The 20,660-nt window shown below is 68.7% G+C and carries 16 protein-coding genes; 10 read left to right on the top strand and 6 right to left on the bottom strand.

Annotated elements, in window-relative coordinates; genetic code table 11:
- Positions 1 to 112 precede the first annotated feature (112 nt).
- The 4 genes from HWX36_RS34430 (at position 113) to aroG (ending at position 8,227) form a co-directional block, all read left to right on the top strand.
- On the top strand, positions 113 to 4,312 hold the full coding sequence (locus HWX36_RS34430) for a YhdP family protein (protein WP_175958216.1): 4,200 nt from the start codon (positions 113 to 115) through the stop codon (positions 4,310 to 4,312).
- 63 nt (positions 4,313 to 4,375) lie between these two features.
- Positions 4,376 to 5,203, top strand: a complete 828-nt coding sequence (locus HWX36_RS34425) for a carbon-nitrogen hydrolase family protein (RefSeq protein ID WP_175958215.1) — start codon at positions 4,376 to 4,378, stop codon at positions 5,201 to 5,203.
- An 80-nt stretch (positions 5,204 to 5,283) separates the two neighbouring features.
- Complete coding sequence (gene tldD / locus HWX36_RS34420) at positions 5,284 to 6,750, top strand: metalloprotease TldD (RefSeq protein WP_059236024.1); 1,467 nt, start codon at positions 5,284 to 5,286, stop codon at positions 6,748 to 6,750.
- 403 nt (positions 6,751 to 7,153) lie between these two features.
- Positions 7,154 to 8,227, top strand: coding sequence for a 3-deoxy-7-phosphoheptulonate synthase AroG (gene aroG / locus HWX36_RS34415; RefSeq protein ID WP_175958214.1), 1,074 nt, complete (start codon positions 7,154 to 7,156; stop codon positions 8,225 to 8,227).
- A gap of 87 nt (positions 8,228 to 8,314) precedes the next feature.
- On the opposite strand, the gene hmpA is transcribed toward aroG, so the two are convergent.
- Positions 8,315 to 9,523 carry an NO-inducible flavohemoprotein gene (gene hmpA / locus HWX36_RS34410; RefSeq protein WP_175958213.1) on the bottom strand — a complete coding sequence of 403 codons (1,209 nt, stop codon included), beginning with the start codon at positions 9,521 to 9,523 and terminating at the stop codon, positions 8,315 to 8,317.
- Positions 9,524 to 9,615: 92 nt separating this feature from the next.
- Complete coding sequence (locus tag HWX36_RS34405; protein ID WP_175958212.1) at positions 9,616 to 10,167, bottom strand: cob(I)yrinic acid a,c-diamide adenosyltransferase; 552 nt, start codon at positions 10,165 to 10,167, stop codon at positions 9,616 to 9,618.
- A gap of 173 nt (positions 10,168 to 10,340) precedes the next feature.
- Here HWX36_RS34405 and HWX36_RS34400 point away from each other — a divergent pair, with 173 nt between their 5' ends.
- The 6 genes from HWX36_RS34400 (at position 10,341) to proC (ending at position 17,458) form a co-directional block, all read left to right on the top strand.
- A complete protein-coding gene (locus tag HWX36_RS34400) occupies positions 10,341 to 11,750 on the top strand; it encodes an FAD-linked oxidase C-terminal domain-containing protein (protein ID WP_175958211.1) in 1,410 nt (469 codons plus the stop codon).
- Positions 11,751 to 11,791: 41 nt separating this feature from the next.
- Positions 11,792 to 13,285: an FAD-linked oxidase C-terminal domain-containing protein gene (locus HWX36_RS34395; protein ID WP_175958210.1), complete on the top strand. Its 1,494-nt coding sequence runs from the start codon at positions 11,792 to 11,794 to the stop codon at positions 13,283 to 13,285.
- Positions 13,286 to 13,446: 161 nt separating this feature from the next.
- Complete coding sequence (gene glcE, locus HWX36_RS34390) at positions 13,447 to 14,535, top strand: glycolate oxidase subunit GlcE (RefSeq protein WP_071333943.1); 1,089 nt, start codon at positions 13,447 to 13,449, stop codon at positions 14,533 to 14,535.
- Between the two features lie 2 nt (positions 14,536 to 14,537).
- Entirely contained in the window at positions 14,538 to 15,764 is a 1,227-nt protein-coding gene (gene glcF / locus HWX36_RS34385; protein WP_175958209.1) for a glycolate oxidase subunit GlcF, read from the top strand.
- Positions 15,765 to 15,895: 131 nt separating this feature from the next.
- A complete protein-coding gene (locus tag HWX36_RS34380; protein ID WP_175958208.1) occupies positions 15,896 to 16,594 on the top strand; it encodes a YggS family pyridoxal phosphate-dependent enzyme in 699 nt (232 codons plus the stop codon).
- Positions 16,595 to 16,645: 51 nt separating this feature from the next.
- Positions 16,646 to 17,458 (top strand): pyrroline-5-carboxylate reductase, encoded by an 813-nt coding sequence (gene proC / locus HWX36_RS34375; protein ID WP_175958207.1) that lies wholly within the window; start codon positions 16,646 to 16,648, stop codon positions 17,456 to 17,458.
- Positions 17,459 to 17,554: 96 nt separating this feature from the next.
- On the opposite strand, the gene ubiA is transcribed toward proC, so the two are convergent.
- From ubiA to HWX36_RS34355, 4 genes are all read right to left on the bottom strand, one after another.
- Positions 17,555 to 18,418 (bottom strand): 4-hydroxybenzoate octaprenyltransferase, encoded by an 864-nt coding sequence (gene ubiA / locus HWX36_RS34370; RefSeq protein WP_175958206.1) that lies wholly within the window; start codon positions 18,416 to 18,418, stop codon positions 17,555 to 17,557.
- A gap of 274 nt (positions 18,419 to 18,692) precedes the next feature.
- Positions 18,693 to 19,181: a Dps family protein gene (locus HWX36_RS34365; RefSeq protein ID WP_175958205.1), complete on the bottom strand. Its 489-nt coding sequence runs from the start codon at positions 19,179 to 19,181 to the stop codon at positions 18,693 to 18,695.
- Positions 19,182 to 19,301: 120 nt separating this feature from the next.
- A complete protein-coding gene (locus HWX36_RS34360; protein ID WP_175958204.1) occupies positions 19,302 to 19,493 on the bottom strand; it encodes a hypothetical protein in 192 nt (63 codons plus the stop codon).
- 51 nt (positions 19,494 to 19,544) lie between these two features.
- A partial coding sequence (locus HWX36_RS34355; protein WP_347879239.1) for a peroxidase family protein occupies positions 19,545 to 20,660 on the bottom strand: 1,116 nt, incomplete at its 5' end.

The raw sequence follows: 20,660 nt of genomic DNA, 5'->3' as shown, positions 1-20,660 counted from the left end.
ACCGCGCGCCGGAAAGCCCGTGCCGCGCTGCCGCAACGGCCGCCGGCACGAACCCGTGTGATACATTTCAACGTCAGTCTGCAAAACTACCATATCGCCGCCCGTCCGCCGCATGTCCGACCGTCAGGAATCCGCCGTAGCTGCGCCCGAAGCGGGACCTCCGAAGCACGATCATCCGGTCCTGCGTCGCGTGTTCAGGGTGACGCTGGCAGTCGGGATCGGCACCTACTTCGTCGCATCCGGCGCGTTCCTCGGGCTGCGCTACGTCCTGCTGCCGCGCATCGACGAATTCCGCCCGCGCATCGAGCGCGCGGTGTCCGACAAGCTCCACGCGCAGCTTTCGATCGGCAAGCTTTCCCCGAACTGGTCCGGCATGCAGCCGGGCGTCGAACTCACGAACCTGACGATCCGCGGCCATGACGGCAAGGTCGCGCTGTCGGTGCCGCATGCGACGGCCGCGCTATCGTGGATGTCGCTGCTGCGGCTGTCGCCCGCGCTGTCGAGCCTGATCGTCGACCAGCCCGACCTGGTTGTCGCGCGTGCGGCCGACGGCTCGCTCAGCATCGCGGGCGTCGGCGTGGCGACCACCCATGGCGGCAGCGACACGTTCGGCACGTGGCTGCTGAAGCAGGAGGCGATCGTGCTGCGCGGCGGCACGCTGCGCTGGCGCGACGCGCAGCATGACGCGCCGGAGCTCGTGCTGTCGGGCATCCGGCTCGCGGTGCTCAACGACGGCCGCGTGCACAAGGCCGCGCTGCAGGCGCCCGCGAACGGCACGCTGCTGCTCGGCCCGCTCGATTTCCGTGCGCGCTTCAAGCACAAGCCGCTCGCCCCGGTCGGCAAGCCGTCGAACTGGACGGGCGACGCGTACCTGTCAACCGGCCCGGTCGACCTGCAGACGCTGGCGCGCTACCTCGACATGCCGCTCACGATCCACGCGGGCCGGATCGACAACGCGATCTGGGCCACCTTCGGCGACGGCCATCTGCATTCGGCGGGCGGCGATCTGCAGGGCGCGGACGTCGCGCTGCGCGTGCGCCCGACGCAGCCACAGCTTGACGTGCCGACGGTCGGCTTCGGCTGGGACATGCAGCTCGACGCCGGCCACGACTACACGCTGCACCTGACGCGCTTCAACGCGGAGCTCAGCCAGCCGCCGCTGCCGGACGGCACGCCGCTCGCCCGCTCGCTGGCGCTGTCGACGCTGACGGCCCGCTACCGCGTGCCGACCGCGAGCCAGGGGCAGCTGTTGAGCGTCGCAGGCGACCGCGTCGATCTCGGCATCCTCAGCGAGTTCATTCGCGGGCTGCCGCTGCCGGCACGCCTGCGCAACGAACTGATCAAGATCGACCCGCGCGGGATGGTGTCGAACTATCAGATCGAGGTCGAACGCGCGAAGCCGGCGCGAGCCGACCTTGCCGACGAGGAGCGGCGCATGGGCGCCGCGCCGATCGTCCGCTACCGTTTCCTCGGCGATCTCCAGGGCATCAGCTTCGCCGCGCAGGAGCCGCCGCCGGGCCTGTCGCCACGCGGCCACCCCCGCGCCGGCTGGCCGGGCGTCGAAAACCTGTGGGGCCGCGTCGACGCGAACGAGACGGGCGGCAGCGCGCACTTCGACACGGTCAACGCGGCCGTCACGGTTCCAGGTGAATTCGACGAGCCGCGCCTGACGTTCGACCGGTTGCGCGGCAACGCCAAGTGGGTGATCACGCCCGCGGCCGGCGACAAGCACGCGCGCGTCGACGTGACGCTGCCCGACCTGCTCGTCTCGAACCCCGATGCCGAAATCGCGGTGTCCGGCTCGTACACGAACCCCGGCCACGGCCGCGGCTCGCTCGACCTGCGCGCCGATTTTGCCCGCGCGTCGGTGGCGCGCATTCCGCGCTACCTGCCGACCGGGATGTCCGAACACCTGCGCGACTATCTCGGCCACGCGCTGCAGGACGGCCAGGTGACCAAGGGCGCATCGATCGTCGCCCGCGGCCCGCTCGAGAAATTCCCGTTCGAACACGAGCCCGACGCCGGCGTGTTCCACATCGTCGCGCCGTTCACCGGCGGCCGCTTCGAACCGACGCCGTACCCGCCGCGCAAGCTCGCGAACGGCACGCCGAGCGTCTGGCCGGCACTCGACGGGATCGACGGCGTGTTCGAGCTCGCGCAGAACAAGCTGCGCTTCGACATCGCCCGCGCACACTACAAGCGCGTCGCGCTGACGAAGGTCGCCGGCCGCATCGACGACCTGGGCAACCCGACCCACTCGCCGCTCGTCATCGACGGCCATGCGCAGGGCCCGCTGGCCGACCTGATCGACTACGCGGACAACAGCTCGCTCGGCACGATGAGCGGGCATATCGGCCAGCGGATCGAGGCGCAGGGGCCCGCGTCGCTCGCGCTCAAGATCACGATTCCGCAGCACGTCGCGCATCCGCACACGCACGTCGAAGGCGCGCTCGCGTTCGGCGGCAACACGCTGACGACCAGCGGCGTGCCGCCGCTGTCCGCGCTGCGCGGCAGTGTCCGGTTCACCGAGGCCGGCGCGTCGCTGCACGACCTGTCGGGACGCTTCCTCGGCGGCCCGGTGCGCGCGAACGGCAACTTCCAGTCGCACGGACCCTACACGGTGGACGTCGACGGCCGGCTCGCGCTCGACGCGGCGCGCGGCCTGAACCTGCACGGCCCGGCCGCCGCGCTGCTCGAGCACGTGGTGGGCGACGCACCGTACAAGGTCGCCGTGCGCGGCGCGCCGGGCCGCCTGCCCGACATCAGCGCGCATTCCGACCTGACCGGCGTCGCGCTGAATTTCCCCGCGCCGTTCGCCAAGGCGGCCGGCACGCCGATGCCGTTCAGCTTCACGCTGCAGCCGGCGCCGCAGGCGGACGGCAAGCGCCTCGAACATGCCGACCTGACGCTCGGCCCCGTGTCCGCGACCTATCTGCTCGACGCGACGCGCGGCCAGCCGCTGCGCGCGGTGCGCGGCGCGATGGGCATCCACCGGATGCCCGACATGCCTCAGGACGGCGTGAGCGCGGCCGTCGACGTCAACGAACTGGACGCCGATGCGTGGCTCGCGCTGGCCCGTACGCTGAAGTCCGACACGCCCCGCGCGCAGGCGCCGCAGGCCGCGCCGCGCGTCGATTTCGCGAGCTTCGCGCCGAAGCGCTTCGCGCTCCATTTCGGCACGCTGAAGCTGCTCAAGCGCAACTGGGAAAACGTGATCGTCGGCGCGTCGCACGTCGACGAGCTGTGGCAGGCGAACATTGCGTCGAACCAGGTGTCGGGCTACCTGTCGTGGGCGCCGGGCGGCGGCCACAACGGCGCGGGCGTGCTGAACGCGCGGCTCGCGAAGCTCGTGGTGCCCGACAGCGCGCAGCACGATCTCGTCGGCCGCGCGATGAACCTGCCGACGCCGACCGACCGCCCGATGCCGTCGATCGACCTGATCGTCGACCAGGTCGTCGCGCGCGACCACGACATCGGCCGCCTGGTCGTCAACGCGCGCAATATCGACGAAGCCGGCACACCGGTCTGGCAGCTCGACAAGCTGGAGCTGTCCAACCCGGACGCGAAGCTGACGGCAACCGGCAACTGGCGCACGTCGCACCGCGCGCTCGCCCGCGGCGCCGACGAGAACGACGCGCCGCGCCGCACCGTGTTCGACTTCAAGCTCGACATCGGCAACGCGGGCGCGCTGCTCGACCGCGTCGGCCTGCCGCGCACGCTTGCGGACGGCCATGGCTCGGTGACCGGCAAGGTCGGCTGGCGCGGCGGCCCGACCGCGCTCGACTTCCCGTCGCTCGGCGGCCAGATCGCGCTCGATCTCGAACACGGCCAGATCCTGAAGGTCGATCCGGGCGCGGCGAAGCTGCTCGGCGTGCTGAGCCTGCAGAGCCTCGCCCGTTTCCTGACGCTGAATTTCCGCGACGTGATCGGCAAGGGGCTGCCGTTCGACAAGATCACCGGCACCGGCCAGATCTCGAACGGGATCGCCCGCACCGACGACTTCTCGATGATGACGGGGCCCGCGAACGTCACCGTGCGCGGCGCGGTCGATCTCGGTACCGAGACGCAGGATCTGCATGCGCACGTCGCGCCGAAAATCAGCGCGGGCGCGGCGGCCATCGGGGCGGCCATCATCAACCCGCTGCTCGGCGTCGGCGTGCTGGCCGCGAACTACGCGCTGTCGGAGACGCTGTCGCGCGCGTTCGCGCTCGACTACGCAATCACCGGCTCGTGGGCGCACCCGCACATCGAGCGGGTGCGGGGCGATCAGGGTAAGATGAATCACGGTCCGGCCGATGCGGCAAGCCATTGAGCCGCACGCCGAGCCGCGCACGGTGCCGGGCCGCACCCCATTTATGACGCAACCGATCCTGCGATGACCGACCACACCCGTTCCGCCACGCCCTTCCAGGTCGCCGCGCTGCAGATGGTGAGCACGCCGGACGTCGCGCGCAATCTCGCCGAAGCCCGCCGCCTGATCGCGGAGGCCGCCGGCGAAGGCGCGCAGCTCGTGCTGCTGCCCGAGTATTTCTGCTTCATGGGCCACCGCGACACCGACAAGCTCGCGCTCGCCGAGCCCTACCAGGACGGCCCGATCCAGCGCTTCCTCGCGGACGCCGCGCGTCGCCACGGCATCTGGGTGATCGGCGGCACGCTGCCGCTGAAGGCGCCCGAGCCCGATCGCGTGCTCAACACGACGCTCGTGTTCGATCCGTCCGGCAACGAAGCCGCGCGCTACGACAAGATCCACCTGTTCAACTTCGAGAAAGGCGACGAGTCGTTCGACGAGGCGCGCACGATCCGCGCGGGCGATACGGTCGTCTCGTTCGACGCGCCGTTCGGGCGGGTCGGCCTGTCGGTCTGTTACGATCTCCGCTTTCCGGAGCTGTATCGCAGGATGGGCGACTGCGCATTGATCGTCGTACCGTCGGCGTTTACGTATACGACGGGCCGCGCGCACTGGGAAACGCTGCTGCGCGCGCGGGCCGTCGAGAACCAGTGCTACGTGCTCGCGGCCGCGCAAGGCGGCAAGCACGAGAACGGCCGGCGCACCTGGGGCCACAGCATGCTGATCGACCCGTGGGGCGAGATCGTCGCGGTCCGCGACGTGGGCGCCAGCGTCGTGCTCGGCGCGATCGATCCGCAACGTATCGCCGACGTGCGCCAGAGCCTGCCCGCGTGGCGGCACCGCGTGCTGACCTGAATCCGCCGCTTGAAACGCCGCGCGGCCAACCCATCTGCCCAGAAGCACCCGACAACTTTTTGAGAAACCCCGATATCCGCATGAACATCATCGAACCCGGCATCCGCAACCTCGCGCTGGCGAAGGACATCCTGCTCACGCCGTACGGCCTCGACGAAAGCCTGCTCACGCGCACGATCGCCGACATCTTCACGCATCGCGTCGACTACGCGGACCTGTACTTCCAGGCGACCCGCAGCGAAGCGTGGAGCCTCGAGGAAGGCATCGTCAAATCGGGCAGCTTCAGCATCGACCAGGGCGTCGGTGTGCGCGCGGTCGCGGGCGACCGCACCGCGTTCGCGTATTCCGACGACCTGTCGCCGGAAGCCATCGCGCAAGCCGCCGCAGCGACCAAGGCGATCGCGGCGGCCGGCGGCGGCCGCCAGAAGATCAAGGCGGCAACGTCGCTGAAGGGCATCTCGGGCCGCGACCTGTACCTGCCGTCCGATCCGCTCGCGTCGCTCGACGCGACGGCCAAGGTCAAGCTGCTCGAGCGCATCGAGCAGATGGCGCGCGGCCGCGACCCGCGCATCACGCAGGTGATGGCAGGCCTCGCCGGCGAATACGACGTCGTGCTGGTCGCGCGCAGCGACGGCGCACTCGCGGCCGACATCCGCCCGCTCGTACGCGTATCGGTCACGGTGATCGCCGAGCAGAACGGCCGCCGCGAGATCGGCTCCGGCGGCGGCGGTGGCCGCTTCGACTACGGCTACTTCACCGACGAAGTGCTGTCGCGCTACGTCGACGACGCCGTGCATGCGGCGCTCGTGAACCTCGACGCCCGCCCCGCGCCGGCCGGCGCGATGACGGTCGTGCTCGGGCCGGGCTGGCCGGGCGTGCTGCTGCACGAGGCGATCGGCCACGGTCTCGAGGGCGACTTCAACCGCAAGGGCTCGTCGGCATTTGCCGGCCGGATCGGCGAGCGGGTCGCCGCGAAGGGCGTGACCGTCGTCGACGACGGCACGCTGCCGAACCGCCGCGGCTCGCTGAACATCGACGACGAAGGCAACCCGACGCAGTGCACGACGCTGATCGAGGACGGCATCCTGAAGGGCTACATCCAGGACACGCTGAACGCACGCCTGATGAAGATGCCGGTCACGGGCAACGCGCGCCGCGAGTCGTACGCGGCGCTGCCGATGCCGCGCATGACGAACACGTACATGCTGAACGGCGACAAGGATCCGCAGGAAATCATCGCGTCGGTGAAGAACGGCCTGTACGCGGTGAACTTCGGCGGCGGCCAGGTCGACATCACGAACGGCAAGTTCGTGTTCTCGGCGTCGGAGGCGTACATGATCGAGAACGGCAAGATCACCTACCCGGTGAAGGGCGCGACGCTGATCGGCAGCGGCCCCGAATCGCTGAAGGACGTGAGCATGATCGGCAACGACATGTCGCTCGACTCGGGTGTCGGCGTGTGCGGCAAGGAAGGCCAGAGCGTGCCGGTCGGCGTCGGCCAGCCGACCCTGCGGATCGACCGGATGACGGTCGGTGGTACGGCATAACCGCATCGCGACGCATACATTCCGCGCATTTTGAAGAAAATGCGCGGAATGTCCGCATTTTCGACGTTTCCCGGTTGCCAGCCGCCCGGCGACGGGGTATAAATTCCGAATCAACTTTTTTTGACGAACCGAATCTCCGTCATGTCCGCCAAGTTTTACTTTTACTTTTTTTGGTATCTCAGACCGCTGGCGGATCGAGAGGGTTGATGGCGCGTAGAGCGCAACCGAAATTCCCGAAAAAACCGCCGGCGAACCCGGCGGTTTTTTTTCGCCCTTCGCCACCCGGTCGCCGCCGCCGCGGTCCCGCAGCCCCGACCGACACCACTGAATCGCTTGAATTGATGAATCTGCCGCACGCCCGCTCGCACTGACCGAACGGCGCCCGGAACCAAGGAGAAACAGCATGCCCCCGCACAACACCGACGACGTCCGCATTCGCGAACTCAAGGAACTGACGCCGCCCGCCCACCTGATCCGCGAATTCGCGTGCTCCGAAGCCGCGTCCGAGCTGATCTACAACTCGCGCCAGTCGATGCACCGCATCCTGCATGGGATGGACGACCGGCTGATCGTCGTGATCGGGCCGTGCTCGATCCATGACACGAAGGCGGCGATCGAGTACGCGGGCCGGCTGGTGAAGGAGCGCGAACGCTTCAAGGGCGAACTGGAAATCGTGATGCGCGTGTACTTCGAGAAGCCGCGCACGACGGTCGGCTGGAAGGGTCTCATCAACGATCCGCACCTCGACAACAGCTTCAAGATCAACGAAGGGCTGCGCACCGCGCGCGAGCTGCTGCTCCAGATCAACGAGATGGGGCTGCCGGCCGCGACCGAATACCTCGACATGATCAGCCCGCAGTACATCGCCGACCTGATCTCGTGGGGTGCGATCGGCGCACGCACAACGGAATCGCAGGTTCACCGCGAACTCGCGTCGGGGCTGTCGTGCCCGGTCGGTTTCAAGAACGGCACCGACGGCAACGTGAAGATCGCGGTCGACGCGATCAAGGCCGCATCGCAGCCGCACCATTTCCTGTCGGTAACGAAAGGCGGCCATTCGGCGATCGTGTCGACGGCCGGCAACGAGGACTGCCACGTGATCCTGCGCGGCGGCAAGGCGCCGAACTACGACGCCGACAGCGTGAACGCCGCGTGCGCAGACATCGGCAAGGCCGGCCTCGCCGCGCGCCTGATGATCGACGCGAGCCACGCGAACAGCTCGAAGAAGCACGAGAACCAGATCCCGGTGTGCGCGGATATCGGCCGCCAGATCGCGGGGGGCGACGAGCGGATCGTCGGCGTGATGATCGAATCGCATCTCGTCGAGGGGCGCCAGGACCTGAAGGAAGGCTGCGAGCTGACCTACGGCCAGAGCATCACCGATGCGTGCATTGCGTGGGACGACAGCGTGAAAGTGATCGAAGGGCTCGCGGAATCGGTCAAGGCGCGGCGCGTGGCGCGCGGCAGCGGCAACTGACCCCGCGGCGCCTGTCGGCGCAGGCACAAACGGAACAGCCCGGCTCATGCCGGGCTGTTCCGTTCCTGGGGAATCGGCGTCAACGCATCACTCGAGTGCGCCCGAGCCGAAGATTTCGGTATTCACGCGTTCCGGCGCGACGCCGAGCGCGACGAGCGCGTCGCGTTGCGCCTTCATGAACGCGACCGGGCCGCAAATGTAATAGTCGGCATCCGGCACCCGCGCGAACTCCTTCACGCGTTCCGGCGTGAGGCGCCCTTCCAGGTCGTGGTCGATGCCCGCGCGATCGTTCGGACCGACCCGCTCGTACACCACCGTGCGCTTGACGTTCGCATGGTCGCGCGCCGTATCGTTCAGCCAGTCGCGGAACGCGTGCACCGCGCCCGAGCGGCAAGCGTGGACGAAGCGCACTTCGCGCTTGCTGCCTTCCTCGACCAGCGTCGACGCCATCGACACCATCGGCGTCAGGCCGACGCCGCCGGAGATCAGCACCACCGGCGTCTCGACGCCGCGCTTCAGCGAGAATTCGCCCATCGGTGCGGTCGCCTCGACGATCGCGCCCTCCTCCACGCCGTCATGCATCAGCGTCGACACCTTGCCGGCCGGGATCGCTTCCGGCTGGCCGGCTTCACGCTTCACCGAGATGCGCAGCCACTTGCCGTGCGGCGCGTCGGACAGGCTGTACTGGCGCGGCTGGTCGACGCCGAGGTCGCCGACGAAGCGCTTCACCGTGACGTACTGCCCAGGCTCGAACGTCGGCGCCGCGCCGCCGTCGGCCGGCGCCAGGTAGAACGACGTGATCTCGTCGCTTTCGCGCACCTTGCGCTCGACCTTGAACGGACGGAAGCCGCTCCACGCGGCGCCCGCGTACAGGTCGGCCTCGGCACCGATCAGGATCCGCGCGAGCTGGCCGTACGCGACGCGCCACGCGTCGAGCGTGTCGGCATCGACCGCGTCGCCCAGCACTTCCACGATCGACGCCAGCAGGTTCTCTCCGACGATCGGGTAGTGCTCGGGGCGGATGTTCAGGCTCGCGTGCTTGTGCGCGATGTGCGACACCGCACCGCCGAGCGCGCCGAGATTGTCGATGTTCGCCGCATACGCATAAACCGCCTTCGCGAGCGTTTCCGGCTGGCTGCCCGTCTTCTGGTGCGTCTGGTTGAACAGGTTCTTCAGTTCCGGATGGCGCGCGAACATGCGCTGGTAGAAGTGCTTCGTGATCGTCGCGCCGTGCACGGCGAGGACGGGGGCAGTGGCCTTCACGCGAGCCATCTGGTCGGCGGTGATGTGGGTCATGTTCGTTCTCCGTTAAACATGCACACACAATACATTTTAAAAAATCGATGCTCCCCGGACAAATTGTCGCAGTGCGGCAAAGGGGCAAAACGTCAGCGGACGCGGCCGCGCTCCCACAGCACGTCCGATCCGCCGCCGGTGCGGTTCAGCACGCGCGCCAGCACGAACAGCAGGTCCGACAGCCGGTTCACGTAGCGCCGCGGCGCATCATTGAGCGTCTCGGTGCGCCCGAGCGCGACGATCGAGCGCTCCGCGCGGCGGCACACGGTCCGGCACACGTGCGCGAGCGATGCCGCGCGCGAACCGGCCGGCAGGATGAACTCCTTCAGCGGCGGCAGCGTCGCGTTGTAGTCGGCGAGCCAGCGGTCGAGACGCGCGAGATGCGTGTCGTCGAGCACGGCATGGCCGGGAATGCACAATTCGCCGCCGAGATCGAACAGGTCGTGCTGGATCGTCACGAGCGCCGTGCGGATATCGTCCGGCAGCGCCTCGGCGAGCAGCACGCCGAGGTTCGAGTTCAGTTCGTCGACGTCGCCGATCGCGGCGATCCGCGTGTCGTCCTTGCCGATGCGCCGGCCGTCGCCGAGCCCGGTGGTGCCATCGTCGCCCGTGCGCGTGGCGATCTTGCTCAAGCGGTTGCCCATGCGAATGTCCTCTCGTGCGCGGCCGCGACGCGGCCCGGTTGCGTTCGAACGCGATTATCGCAGCCCGCAGCGGCGGGCGCAGCGGGCGTTACAGCGTAGAATGGGCCGAAACCCTGCAGCACGGGAGCCGGGCCGGCGCCAACACGCTCACCCGGATCGACAAGGAGACGTACGTGAATCACCCTGCCCAGCCGGCCGCCACGCGCCGGCCGCTTCCCCCCGCCATGCTCGATGCGCTGCGCGCCGCCTTCGGCGAGCGCGTGTCGACTGCCGAGGCCGTCCGCGCGCACCACGGCCGCGACGAATCGCCGTTCGACCCGCAACTGCCCGACGCCGTCGTGTTCGCACGCAGCGCGGACGACGTGCGCGAAGTCGTGGCGCTGTGCTCGCTGTACAGCGTCCCGCTGATCCCGTACGGCGCCGGCTCGTCGCTCGAAGGCCATCTGCTCGCGGTACGCGGCGGCATATCGCTCGACCTGTCGGAAATGAACCGCGTGCTGTCGATCAACGCCGAAGACCTGACCGTGACGGTCGAGCCGGGCATCACGCGCAAGGCGCTCAACGAAGCGCTGCGCGACACCGGCCTGTTCTTCCCGATCGACCCGGGCGCCGACGCCAGCATCGGTGGAATGACCGCCACGCGCGCATCGGGCACCAACGCCGTGCGCTACGGCACGATGCGCGAGAACGTGCTCGGCCTGACCGCCGTGCTCGCCGACGGCCGTGTGGTGAAAACCGGCTCGCGCGCCCGCAAGTCGTCGGCCGGCTACGACCTCACGCGCCTGTTCGTCGGCTCCGAAGGCACGCTCGGCGTGATCACCGAGATCACGCTGCGCCTGCATCCGCTGCCCGAGGCCGTATCCGCCGCGGTCTGCACGTTCCCGTCGATGGGCGACGCGGTGCGCGCCGTGATCGAGACGATCCAGATCGGTGTGCCGATCGCGCGCGTCGAATTCGTCGATGCGCTCGCCGTGCGCTCGATCAACCGCCATTCGAACCTGACGCTCACCGAAGCGCCGACGCTGTTCTTCGAATTCCACGGCACCGAGGCCGGCGTCAAGGAACAGGCCGAGCTCGTGCAGGCGCTCGCCGGCCAGAACGACGGCCAGGGCTTCGAATGGGCAACCCGCCCCGAAGACCGCAGCCGGCTCTGGGCCGCCCGCCACAACGCGTATTTCGCGATGCTGCAGTTGAAACCCGGCTGCCGTGCGGTGACGACCGACGTGTGCGTGCCGATCTCGCAGCTCGCCGCGTGCGTCGAGGAAACCGAAGTCGACCTGCGCGCGTCGTCGCTGCCCTGCCCGATCGTCGGCCACGTCGGGGATGGCAACTTCCACGTCGCGATCCTGATCGACCCCGACAAGCCCGAGGAACTCGCCGAAGCCGAGCGCATCAACGACCGGATCGTCGAGCGCGCGCTGCGCCTGGGCGGCACCTGCACGGGCGAGCACGGCGTCGGGCTGCACAAGATGCGCTTCCTGCCCAAGGAGCACGGCGACAACGCGATCGACACGATGCGTGCGATCAAGCTCGCGCTCGATCCGCGCAACCTGATGAATCCGGGCAAGATTTTCACGTGTTGACACGGCGGCGCGACACCATGCCGCCTGCCGCAGGAGACCCCATGAACGCTCCCGTCGAACTGTCGAGCGCGGCACGCGCGCAGCGCCAGCGTGAAGTCGTGCAGGCGCTGATGGCCGTGCTGCCGACGCACTGCCTGCTGTATCGCGACGAAGACACGGCGCCGTACGAATGCGACGGCCTGTCCGCGTACCGCCGCCTGCCGCTCGCGGTCGCGTTGCCCGAAACGGAATCGCAGGTGCAGCGGATCGTGCAGATCTGCCGCCGCATGGAAGTGCCGATCGTGCCGCGCGGCGCGGGCACGAGCCTGTCGGGCGGCGCGTTGCCGATCGCGCTCGGCGTCGTGCTGTCGCTTGCGCGCTTCACGCGCATCGTCGAAGTCGATCCTTACGCCCGCACGGCGACCGTGCAGCCCGGCGTGCGCAACCTCGCGATCTCGGAAGCCGCCGCGCCGTACGGCCTGTATTACGCGCCCGATCCGTCGTCGCAGATCGCGTGCACGATCGGCGGCAACGTCGCGGAAAATTCCGGGGGCGTCCACTGCCTGAAATACGGGCTGACCGTGCACAACGTGATGCGCGTGCGCGCGGTGACGATCGACGGCGAGATCGTCGAGTTCGGCTCGCTCGCGCTCGACATGCCGGGCCTCGACCTGCTCGCCGTGATGATCGGCAGCGAAGGGATGTTCGCGATCGTCACCGAGGTCACGGTGAAGCTGATTCCGAAGCCGCAAACGGCCCAGCTCGTGATGGCGAGCTTCGACGACGTCGTCAAGGGCGGCGAGGCCGTCGCGGCGATCATCGCGTCCGGCATCATCCCGGCCGGGCTCGAGATGATGGACAAGCCGGCCACGCAGGCCGTCGAGGCGTTCACGCACGCGGGCTACGACCTGGACGCGAAGGCGATCCTGCTGTGCGAATCGGACGGCACGCCGGAGGAAGTCGCGGAAGAGATCGTGCGGATGACGGCCGTGCTGCGCGAACACGGCGCGACGCGCATCCAGGTATCGCGCAACGAACAGGAGCGGCTGCGCTACTGGTCGGGCCGCAAGAACGCGTTCCCGGCCGCCGGACGCATTTCTCCCGACTATTACTGCATGGACGGCACCGTGCCGCGCCGCGCGATCGGCCCGTTGCTGGCGCGCATCGAGCAGCTCGAAACGCGCTACGGGCTGCGCTGCATCAACGTGTTCCATGCGGGCGACGGCAACATGCATCCGCTGATCCTGTACAACGCGAACGATCCGGACGAACTGCACCGCGCGGAGCAGTTCGGCGCGGAAATCCTCGAATGCTGCGTGGAATTCGGCGGCAGCGTGACGGGCGAGCACGGCGTCGGCATCGAAAAGCTCAATTCGATGTGCGTCCAGTTCTCGCCGCAGGAGCGCGACGCGTTCTTCGCGGTCAAGCGCGCCTTCGATCCGGCGGGGCTGCTGAACCCGGACAAGGGCATCCCGACCCGCGCGCGCTGTGCCGAGTACGGTCGCCAGCACGTGCGCGGCGGCCTGCTGCCGCACCCGGACCTGCCGCGCTTCTGAGCATCGCGCGCGCTACGCGGCCCGTGCCGGCGCCCGCGTCGGTCGTTCGCGCGACCGCTCAAGCATGCGGCCGGCAATACGGGGCTTAGGGATAGTCGCGATGTGGAATCGCGCCACCCCGGTACAATCGACCGAACAACAAGTCGAGGCAGCGACAGAACATGGAAGAGGACGACATCGTCGCCGGATGGGCCGAGCGCATCCGCGCCGCCAGTGCCGACGGCCGGCCGCTGCGGATTCGCGGCGGCGGCACCAAGGACTGGTACGGCCAGGCGCTCGAGGGCGAAATACTCGACACGCGCGCGTTTCAGGGCGTCGTGTCGTACGACCCGGCCGAACTCGTCGTCACGGTCCGCGCGGGCACGCCGCTCGCGCAGCTTGAAACCGTCCTCGCCGAGTGCGGCCAGATGCTGCCGTTCGAGCCGCCGCACTTCGGCCGTGCGGCCACCGTCGGCGGCTGCATCGCGGCGGGCCTGGCCGGCCCGCGCCGCGCCACCTGCGGTGCGCCGCGCGATTTCGTGCTCGGCGTCACGCTGATGAACGGCCGCGGCGAAATGCTGCGCTTCGGCGGGCAGGTCGTGAAGAATGTCGCCGGCTACGACGTGTCGCGACTGATGGCCGGCGCGCTCGGCACGCTCGGGCTGATGCTCGACCTGTCGATCAAGGTGCTGCCGATGCCTGTCGCCGAAGTCACGCTGAAGTTCGAGATGACCGCGACCGACGCGGTGCGCAAGCTCAACGAATGGGGCGGCCATCCGCTGCCCGTCAGCGCGAGCGGGTGGCGCAACGGCACGCTCGTGCTGCGCCTGTCGGGCGCCGAGGCAGCCGTGAAATCCGCGAAGACGCTGCTCGGCGGCGAAGTCGTCGACGCGGTGGAGGCCGAGCGCTTCTGGGCCGGCCTGCGCGAGCATACCGACCCGTTCTTCAACGGCATCCCGCCCGGCTATGCGCTGTGGCGCCTCGCGCTGCCGTCGATCACCGAACCGATGCACCTGCCCGGCACCCAGCTGATGGAATGGGGCGGCGCGCAGCGCTGGTGGATCACCGACGCCGACGCGCAGACCGTGCGGATGAGCGCGAAGCAGGCCGGCGGCCACGCGACGCTGTTCCGCGCGGGCGACGCGTACGATCGCAGCGCGGGCGTGTTCACGCCGCTCCCCGCCCCGATGATGAAAATCCACCGCGGGCTGAAGGCCGCGTTCGATCCCGCGCGCATCTTCAACCGCGGCCGGCTCTACCCCGACCTCTGACGATGCAAACGAACCTCGCCGATTTCATCCGCAATACGCCCGACGGCGACGAGGCCGACGCGATCCTGCGCAAGTGCGTGCATTGCGGGTTCTGTACCGCGACCTGCCCGACCTATCAGTTGCTCGGCGACGAACTCGACGGCCCGCGCGGCCGTATCTACCTGATCAAGCAGATGGTCGAAGGCGCGCCCGTCACGCGCAGCACGCAGCAGCACCTCGACCGCTGCCTCACGTGCCGCAGCTGCGAGACGACCTGCCCGTCAGGCGTCCAGTACGGCCGGCTCGTCGAGATCGGCCGCAAGCACGTCGAGGCGCAGGTGAAACGCCCGGTGCAGCAGCGTCTCGTGCGTCGCATGCTCGCGAGCGTCGTCCCGAACGCCGCGCTGTTCTCGCCGGTGATGCGGCTCGGCCAGCACGTGCGTCCGCTGCTGCCGAAACGGCTGCGCGACAAGGTGCCGCCGCGCACGCGGCTGCTCGAATGGCCGCACCGCACGCATCCGCGCAAGATGCTGATGCTCGGCGGCTGCGTGCAGCCGTCGATGCTGCCGAACATCAACATCGCGACCGCGCGCGTGCTCGACGCGCTCGGCATCGAGACGGTCGTCGCGCCCGATGCCGGCTGCTGCGGCGCGATCCGCCTGCACCTGAACTATCACGACGAAGCGCTCGACGACGCGCGCCGCAACATCGACGCGTGGTGGCCCCATGTCGAACAGGGCGTCGAGGCCATCGTGATGAACGCGTCGGGCTGCGGCGCGACGGTGCTCGAATATGCGCACCTGCTGCGCGACGACCCGGCCTACGCGGAGAAGGCGCAGCGCATCGTGTCGCTCACGCGCGACATCTCCGACGTGCTGCTCGCGTTCGAGGCCGAACTCGCGACGCTCGCGCGGCGCCGCGCGATCCATACGGTCGCGTACCACCCGCCGTGCACGCTGCAGCACGGCCAGCAGTCGCGCGGCAAGGTCGAACGCCTGCTCGAGACGCTCGGCATCGACGTGCGGCTGCCGGCCGACAGCCATCTGTGCTGCGGGTCGGCCGGCACCTATTCGCTGACGCAGCCGTCGCTGTCGTACCGGTTGCGCAAGCAGAAGCTGCTGAAGCTTCAGGCGCTCGAACCGCAGATGATCGTCTCCGGCAACATCGGCTGCATCGCGCACCTGCAGAGCGGCACGCAGATTCCGGTCGCCCACTGGATCCAGCTCGTCGAGCATCTGCTGTACGGATAGGGACTGCTCGTGCGAATGGCGGGAGGGCGCTGGGCCTCGCGCGCGGCGTCCGTATAATGGGCGGATCGATGCGTCGCGCGCCGCGGCGCATCCGCTACATGCCTGCTTCCGTGCCTGCTTCCGTGCCCGTCATGTCCGATCTCGCCGCCCGTCTCGAATCCGTCCATCGCCGCATCGCCGACGCCGCCCGCGCGGCCGGCCGCGATCCCGCCACCGTGTCGCTGCTCGCCGTGTCCAAGACGTTTCCCGCCGATGACGTGCGCGCCGCGTACGCGGCCGGACAGCGCGCATTCGGCGAGAACTACGTGCAGGAATCGATCGACAAGATCGACGCGCTCGCCGATCTACGCGCGAACCTCGAATGGCATTTCATCGGGCCGCTGCAATCGAACAAGACGCGCCCGGTTGCCGAGCGCTTCGACTGGGTCCATTCGGTCGACCGGCTGAAGATCGCGCAGCGCCTGTCGGAACAGCGCCCCGCGCACCTGCCGCCGCTCAACGTGTGCGTGCAGGTGAACATCAGCGGCGAGGCGTCGAAGAGCGGCGTCGCGCCGGCCGACGTGGCCGAAGTCGCGCGCGCGGTCGCCGCAATGCCATCGCTGCGGCTGCGCGGCCTGATGGCGATTCCCGAGCCGGCCGGCGACACTGACGCACAACGCGTGCCGCATCGTGCGCTGCGTGCGCTGTTCGACATGTTGCGTGCCGACGGCTTGCCGCTCGACACGTTGTCGATGGGCATGTCCGCCGATCTCGACGCGGCCGTGCTCGAAGGCGCGACGATCGTGCGCGTCGGTACCGCGATCTTCGGCGCGCGCGATTACGCGCACTGAATGCCGCGCCCTTTCCGCCCTACCGTTCACTCACTCGTTCAATCGGACATCATGAAAATCGCATTCATCGGCGGCGGCAACATGGCCGCGGCCCTGATCGGCGGCCTGATCAAGCGCGGCGTTGCCGCTGACGGCCTGTATGCCATCGACGTCAACGAAGAGGTGCGCGCGCGCGCCGCCCGGCAGTTCGGCGTGCGCACCGGCGCGGCCGTCGACGCGACGCTCGCCGACTACGACGCGGTCGTGCTCGCGGTGAAGCCGCAGGTGCTGAAGGACGTCGCGCAGGCGCTCGCGCCGCATCTGACGTCGCAGCTCGTGATCAGCATCGCGGCCGGCATCCGCGGCAGCGATCTCGCGCGCTGGCTCGGCGACTACGCACGCGTCGTGCGCACGATGCCGAACACGCCCGCGCTCGTCGGCATGGGCGTGACGGGCCTCGCCGCGCTGCCGGGCGTCGACGCGGCAGGCCGCGAACTCGCATCGAACGTGCTCGGCGCGGTCGGCGAGATCGTGTGGTTCGACGACGAGTCGAAGCTCGACGCCGTCACGGCCATTTCGGGCAGCGGTCCCGCGTACGTGTTCTATTTCATCGAAGCGCTGCAGGAAGCCGCGCGCCAGCTCGGCATGAACGACGAACAGGGCCGCGCACTCGCGGTCGCGACGTTCACGGGCGCCGCGCAACTCGCCGCGCAATCGGGCGAGCCGGCAAGCGTCCTGCGCGAGCGCGTGACGTCGAAGGGCGGCACGACGGCCGCCGCGCTCGCGTCGTTCGACGCGCAAGGCGTGAAGGATGCGATCGTGCGCGGCGCGCTTGCGGCCGAAGCGCGTGCGAAGGAAATGGGCGACGAGCTCGGTCGCGCGTAAGCGCGCCGGCGGTGCCTGCTGCTCGGGTACCGGACGAAAAAAAGCGGCCAACTGGCCGCTTTTTTGTTGGCTAGGCACGCCGACACACGCCTTCGTTCAGTTGCCCGCCAGCAGGTAATGCACGGCGATCCCGGCGAACAGCACGCCGCCGAGCCAGTTGTTGTGGCGGAACGCCGCGAAGCACGGCATCCGCTCGCGGCCCTTGATCAGCGTGTAGTGATACAGCGCGCAGCCGACCGCCGCCGCCCAGCCGGCCCAGTACGCGAGGCCGAAGCCGAGCGTCACGCCGATCCACACGTAGATGCCGAGCGTCACCGCGTAGCACAGCATGACGGCCGCGACGTCGAAGCGGCCGAACGTCAGCGCGGACGTGCGGATCCCGATCTTGATGTCGTCGTCGCGATCGACCATCGCATATTCGGTGTCGTACGCGACCGACCAGAAAATGTTCGCGACCAGCATCACCCACGCGATCGCCGGCACCGTGTCCTGCACGGCCGCGAACGCCATCGGGATGCCGAAGCCGAACGCGATGCCGAGATACGCCTGCGGAATCGCGAAGAAGCGCTTCATGAACGGATACGAGCCCGCAACGAACAGCGCGACGACGGACAGCTGCTTCGTCAGCGTGTTGAGCGGCAGGATCAGCAGGAACGAGATGAACGCCAGCCCGACGGCGATCGCGATCGCTTCCCACGCGCGGATCTTGCCCGACGTCAGCGGCCGGTCGGCCGTGCGCTTCACATGACGGTCGAAATCGCGGTCGGCATAGTCGTTCATCGCGCAGCCGGCCGAGCGCATCAGCAGCGTGCCGAGCGAGAAGATCACGAGCAGCGGCCAGCGCGGATGGCCGTCGGACGCGATCCACAGTGCGTTGAGCGTCGGCCACAGCAGCAGCAGGCTGCCGATCGGCTTGTCCATCCGGACGAGCCGCAGATACAGGGGAAAGCGGGCAAGCATGGCGAAGCACCGGGAAGATAACCCCGGCATTTTAGAGCCGAGCGGTGCTTCGCGTCATGTCGGCGCGGCCCGCGGGCGGCAGCGGCCGGATGCCGGCGCTCCGCTGGCGGCCGCCGCGCCTGGCCGAGCACACCGTGCATCAATCAAGGGACAGAGCCAGCGCACGTGCGGATCCGTTCGTAGCACGGGCCCGGGCTCGGCCCGATGCGGATGGATCAATCAGGGCCGGAGCCGGTATGCGCAGGCTTCAGCCGGCTTGCCGCGCGTCGTACGCCTATGCGAGCAGCGACCGCAGCATCCACGCGGTTTTCTCATGAATCTGCAGGCGCTGCGTCAGCAGGTCGGCGGTCGGCTCGTCGCTGGCCGCGTCGGCAAGCGGAAAGATCGTGCGCGCGGTGCGCACGACGGCCTCGTGCCCTTCGACGAGCTGGCGGATCATCTCTTCGGCCGCCGGCACACCGTTCGCTTCCGGCACCGACGACAGTTTCGCGAAATCGCCGAAAGTGCCCGGCGCGGCGACGCCGAGCGTACGAATGCGTTCGGCCACCGAATCGACCGCGAGCCACAGCGCGTTGTACTGCGCCTCGAACATCAGGTGCAGCGTGTTGAACATCGGGCCCGTGACGTTCCAGTGGAAATTGTGGGTCTTCAGGTACAGCGTGAACGTATCGGCGAGCAGGCGCGACAGCCCTTCCGCGATCTTCTTGCGGTCCTTGTCGCTGATGCCGATGTTGATCCGGGCAGCGTGAGTCTTCCTGACCATGTTCCGGACTCCTCATTCAATGAACCAGAGCAATGAAAGCGAATCGGGCTACCTGCCTGTCGACACCGCACCACCCGCGCGCACGGCTCACCCCTGCGCGTGGCGCGTGAAACGCCGCGCTCAGGCGGCCGCGATCGCGTGCAGCGCCTGCGACACCAGTTCGGCCGCACCGCCGATGACGATCGCGGATCCGACTACGTACCGCGCGATCTCGGCCGGCGACGCCAGTACGGCGCGCATGTTCAGCTTCATTTGCGACATGATCGTCACTCCTTCAACGAAACCCAGGGTCTGGAAGAAACGGCCGGTCAAGCGACCGGCCGTTTCCCGTTACTGCATCACCGCACGACTGCGCGGCGACGCTTACGCGAGATCGAAGCGATCGAGGTTCATCACCTTGTTCCAGGCCGCGACGAAATCGCGCGCGAACTTCTCCTTCGCATCCGCGCTGCCGTACACCTCGGCCAGCGCACGCAGTTGCGCATGCGAGCCGAAGATCAGGTCGACGCGCGTGCCCGTCCACTTGACCTGGCCCGTCGCACGATCGCGCCCTTCGAACACGTCGTTCGCGGCCGACACCGGCTGCCATTCCGTACCCATGTCGAGCAGGTTCACGAAGAAGTCGTTCGTCAGCGTTTCCGGACGGTCGGTGAACACGCCGTGCTTCGCACCGCCGACGTTCGTGCCGAGCACACGCAGGCCGCCCACGAGCACCGTCATCTCCGGCGCGCTCAGCGTCAGCAGTTGGGCCTTGTCGACCAGCAGCGCTTCGGCCGGCGTCTTGTATGCGCTCTTCAGGTAGTTGCGGAAACCGTCCGCCAGCGGCTCGAGCACGGCCATCGCGTCGACGTCGGTCTGTTCCTGCGATGCATCCATCCGGCCTGGTGCAAACGGCACCGTCACCGCCACGCCCGCATGCTTCGCGGCCTGCTCGACGCCAGCCGCACCGGCCAGCACGATCAGGTCGGCCAGCGACACCCGCTTGCCGCCCGTCTGCGCGTCGTTGAACGCCTTGCGGATGCCTTCGAGCGTGTCGAGCACCTTCGCGAGCTGCGCGGGCTGGTTCACTTCCCAGTCCTTCTGCGGCGCGAGGCGGATGCGCGCACCGTTGGCACCGCCGCGCTTGTCCGAGCCGCGGAACGTCGCCGCCGACGCCCATGCGGTCGACACCAGTTGCGACACCGTGAGGCCCGACGCGAGCACCTTTGCCTTCAGCGCGGCGACATCCGCGTCGTCGATCAGCTTGTGATCGACGGCCGGGATCGGGTCCTGCCACAGCAGTTCCTCGGCCGGCACTTCCGGGCCGAGATAGCGGGCACGCGGGCCCATGTCGCGGTGCGTGAGCTTGAACCACGCACGCGCGAACGCGTCGGCAAGCTGGTCCGGGTTCTGGTAGAAGCGGCGCGAGATCTTTTCGTAGGCCGGGTCGAAGCGCAGCGACAGGTCGGTCGTCAGCATCGTCGGGCGGTGCTTCTTCGA

The organism is Burkholderia sp. BCC0405 (assembly GCF_902833075.1).
GTDB lineage: Bacteria > Pseudomonadota > Gammaproteobacteria > Burkholderiales > Burkholderiaceae > Burkholderia.
The sequence above is the reverse complement of the archived record's forward strand: the minus strand, read 5'-3'. Positions and strand labels throughout refer to the sequence as shown.

Coding starts and splice junctions, on each gene's coding strand:
- HWX36_RS34395 (WP_175958210.1), top strand. CDS start 11,792: ATGAACGCTCCCGTCGAACTGTCGAGCGCGGCACGCGCGCAGCGCCAG.
- HWX36_RS34365 (WP_175958205.1), bottom strand. CDS start 19,181: ATGGTCAGGAAGACTCACGCTGCCCGGATCAACATCGGCATCAGCGAC.
- HWX36_RS34380 (WP_175958208.1), top strand. CDS start 15,896: ATGTCCGATCTCGCCGCCCGTCTCGAATCCGTCCATCGCCGCATCGCC.
- proC (WP_175958207.1), top strand. CDS start 16,646: ATGAAAATCGCATTCATCGGCGGCGGCAACATGGCCGCGGCCCTGATC.
- tldD (WP_059236024.1), top strand. CDS start 5,284: ATGAACATCATCGAACCCGGCATCCGCAACCTCGCGCTGGCGAAGGAC.
- HWX36_RS34425 (WP_175958215.1), top strand. CDS start 4,376: ATGACCGACCACACCCGTTCCGCCACGCCCTTCCAGGTCGCCGCGCTG.
- HWX36_RS34405 (WP_175958212.1), bottom strand. CDS start 10,167: ATGGGCAACCGCTTGAGCAAGATCGCCACGCGCACGGGCGACGATGGC.
- aroG (WP_175958214.1), top strand. CDS start 7,154: ATGCCCCCGCACAACACCGACGACGTCCGCATTCGCGAACTCAAGGAA.
- glcE (WP_071333943.1), top strand. CDS start 13,447: ATGGAAGAGGACGACATCGTCGCCGGATGGGCCGAGCGCATCCGCGCC.
- HWX36_RS34430 (WP_175958216.1), top strand. CDS start 113: ATGTCCGACCGTCAGGAATCCGCCGTAGCTGCGCCCGAAGCGGGACCT.
- glcF (WP_175958209.1), top strand. CDS start 14,538: ATGCAAACGAACCTCGCCGATTTCATCCGCAATACGCCCGACGGCGAC.
- hmpA (WP_175958213.1), bottom strand. CDS start 9,523: ATGACCCACATCACCGCCGACCAGATGGCTCGCGTGAAGGCCACTGCC.
- ubiA (WP_175958206.1), bottom strand. CDS start 18,418: ATGCTTGCCCGCTTTCCCCTGTATCTGCGGCTCGTCCGGATGGACAAG.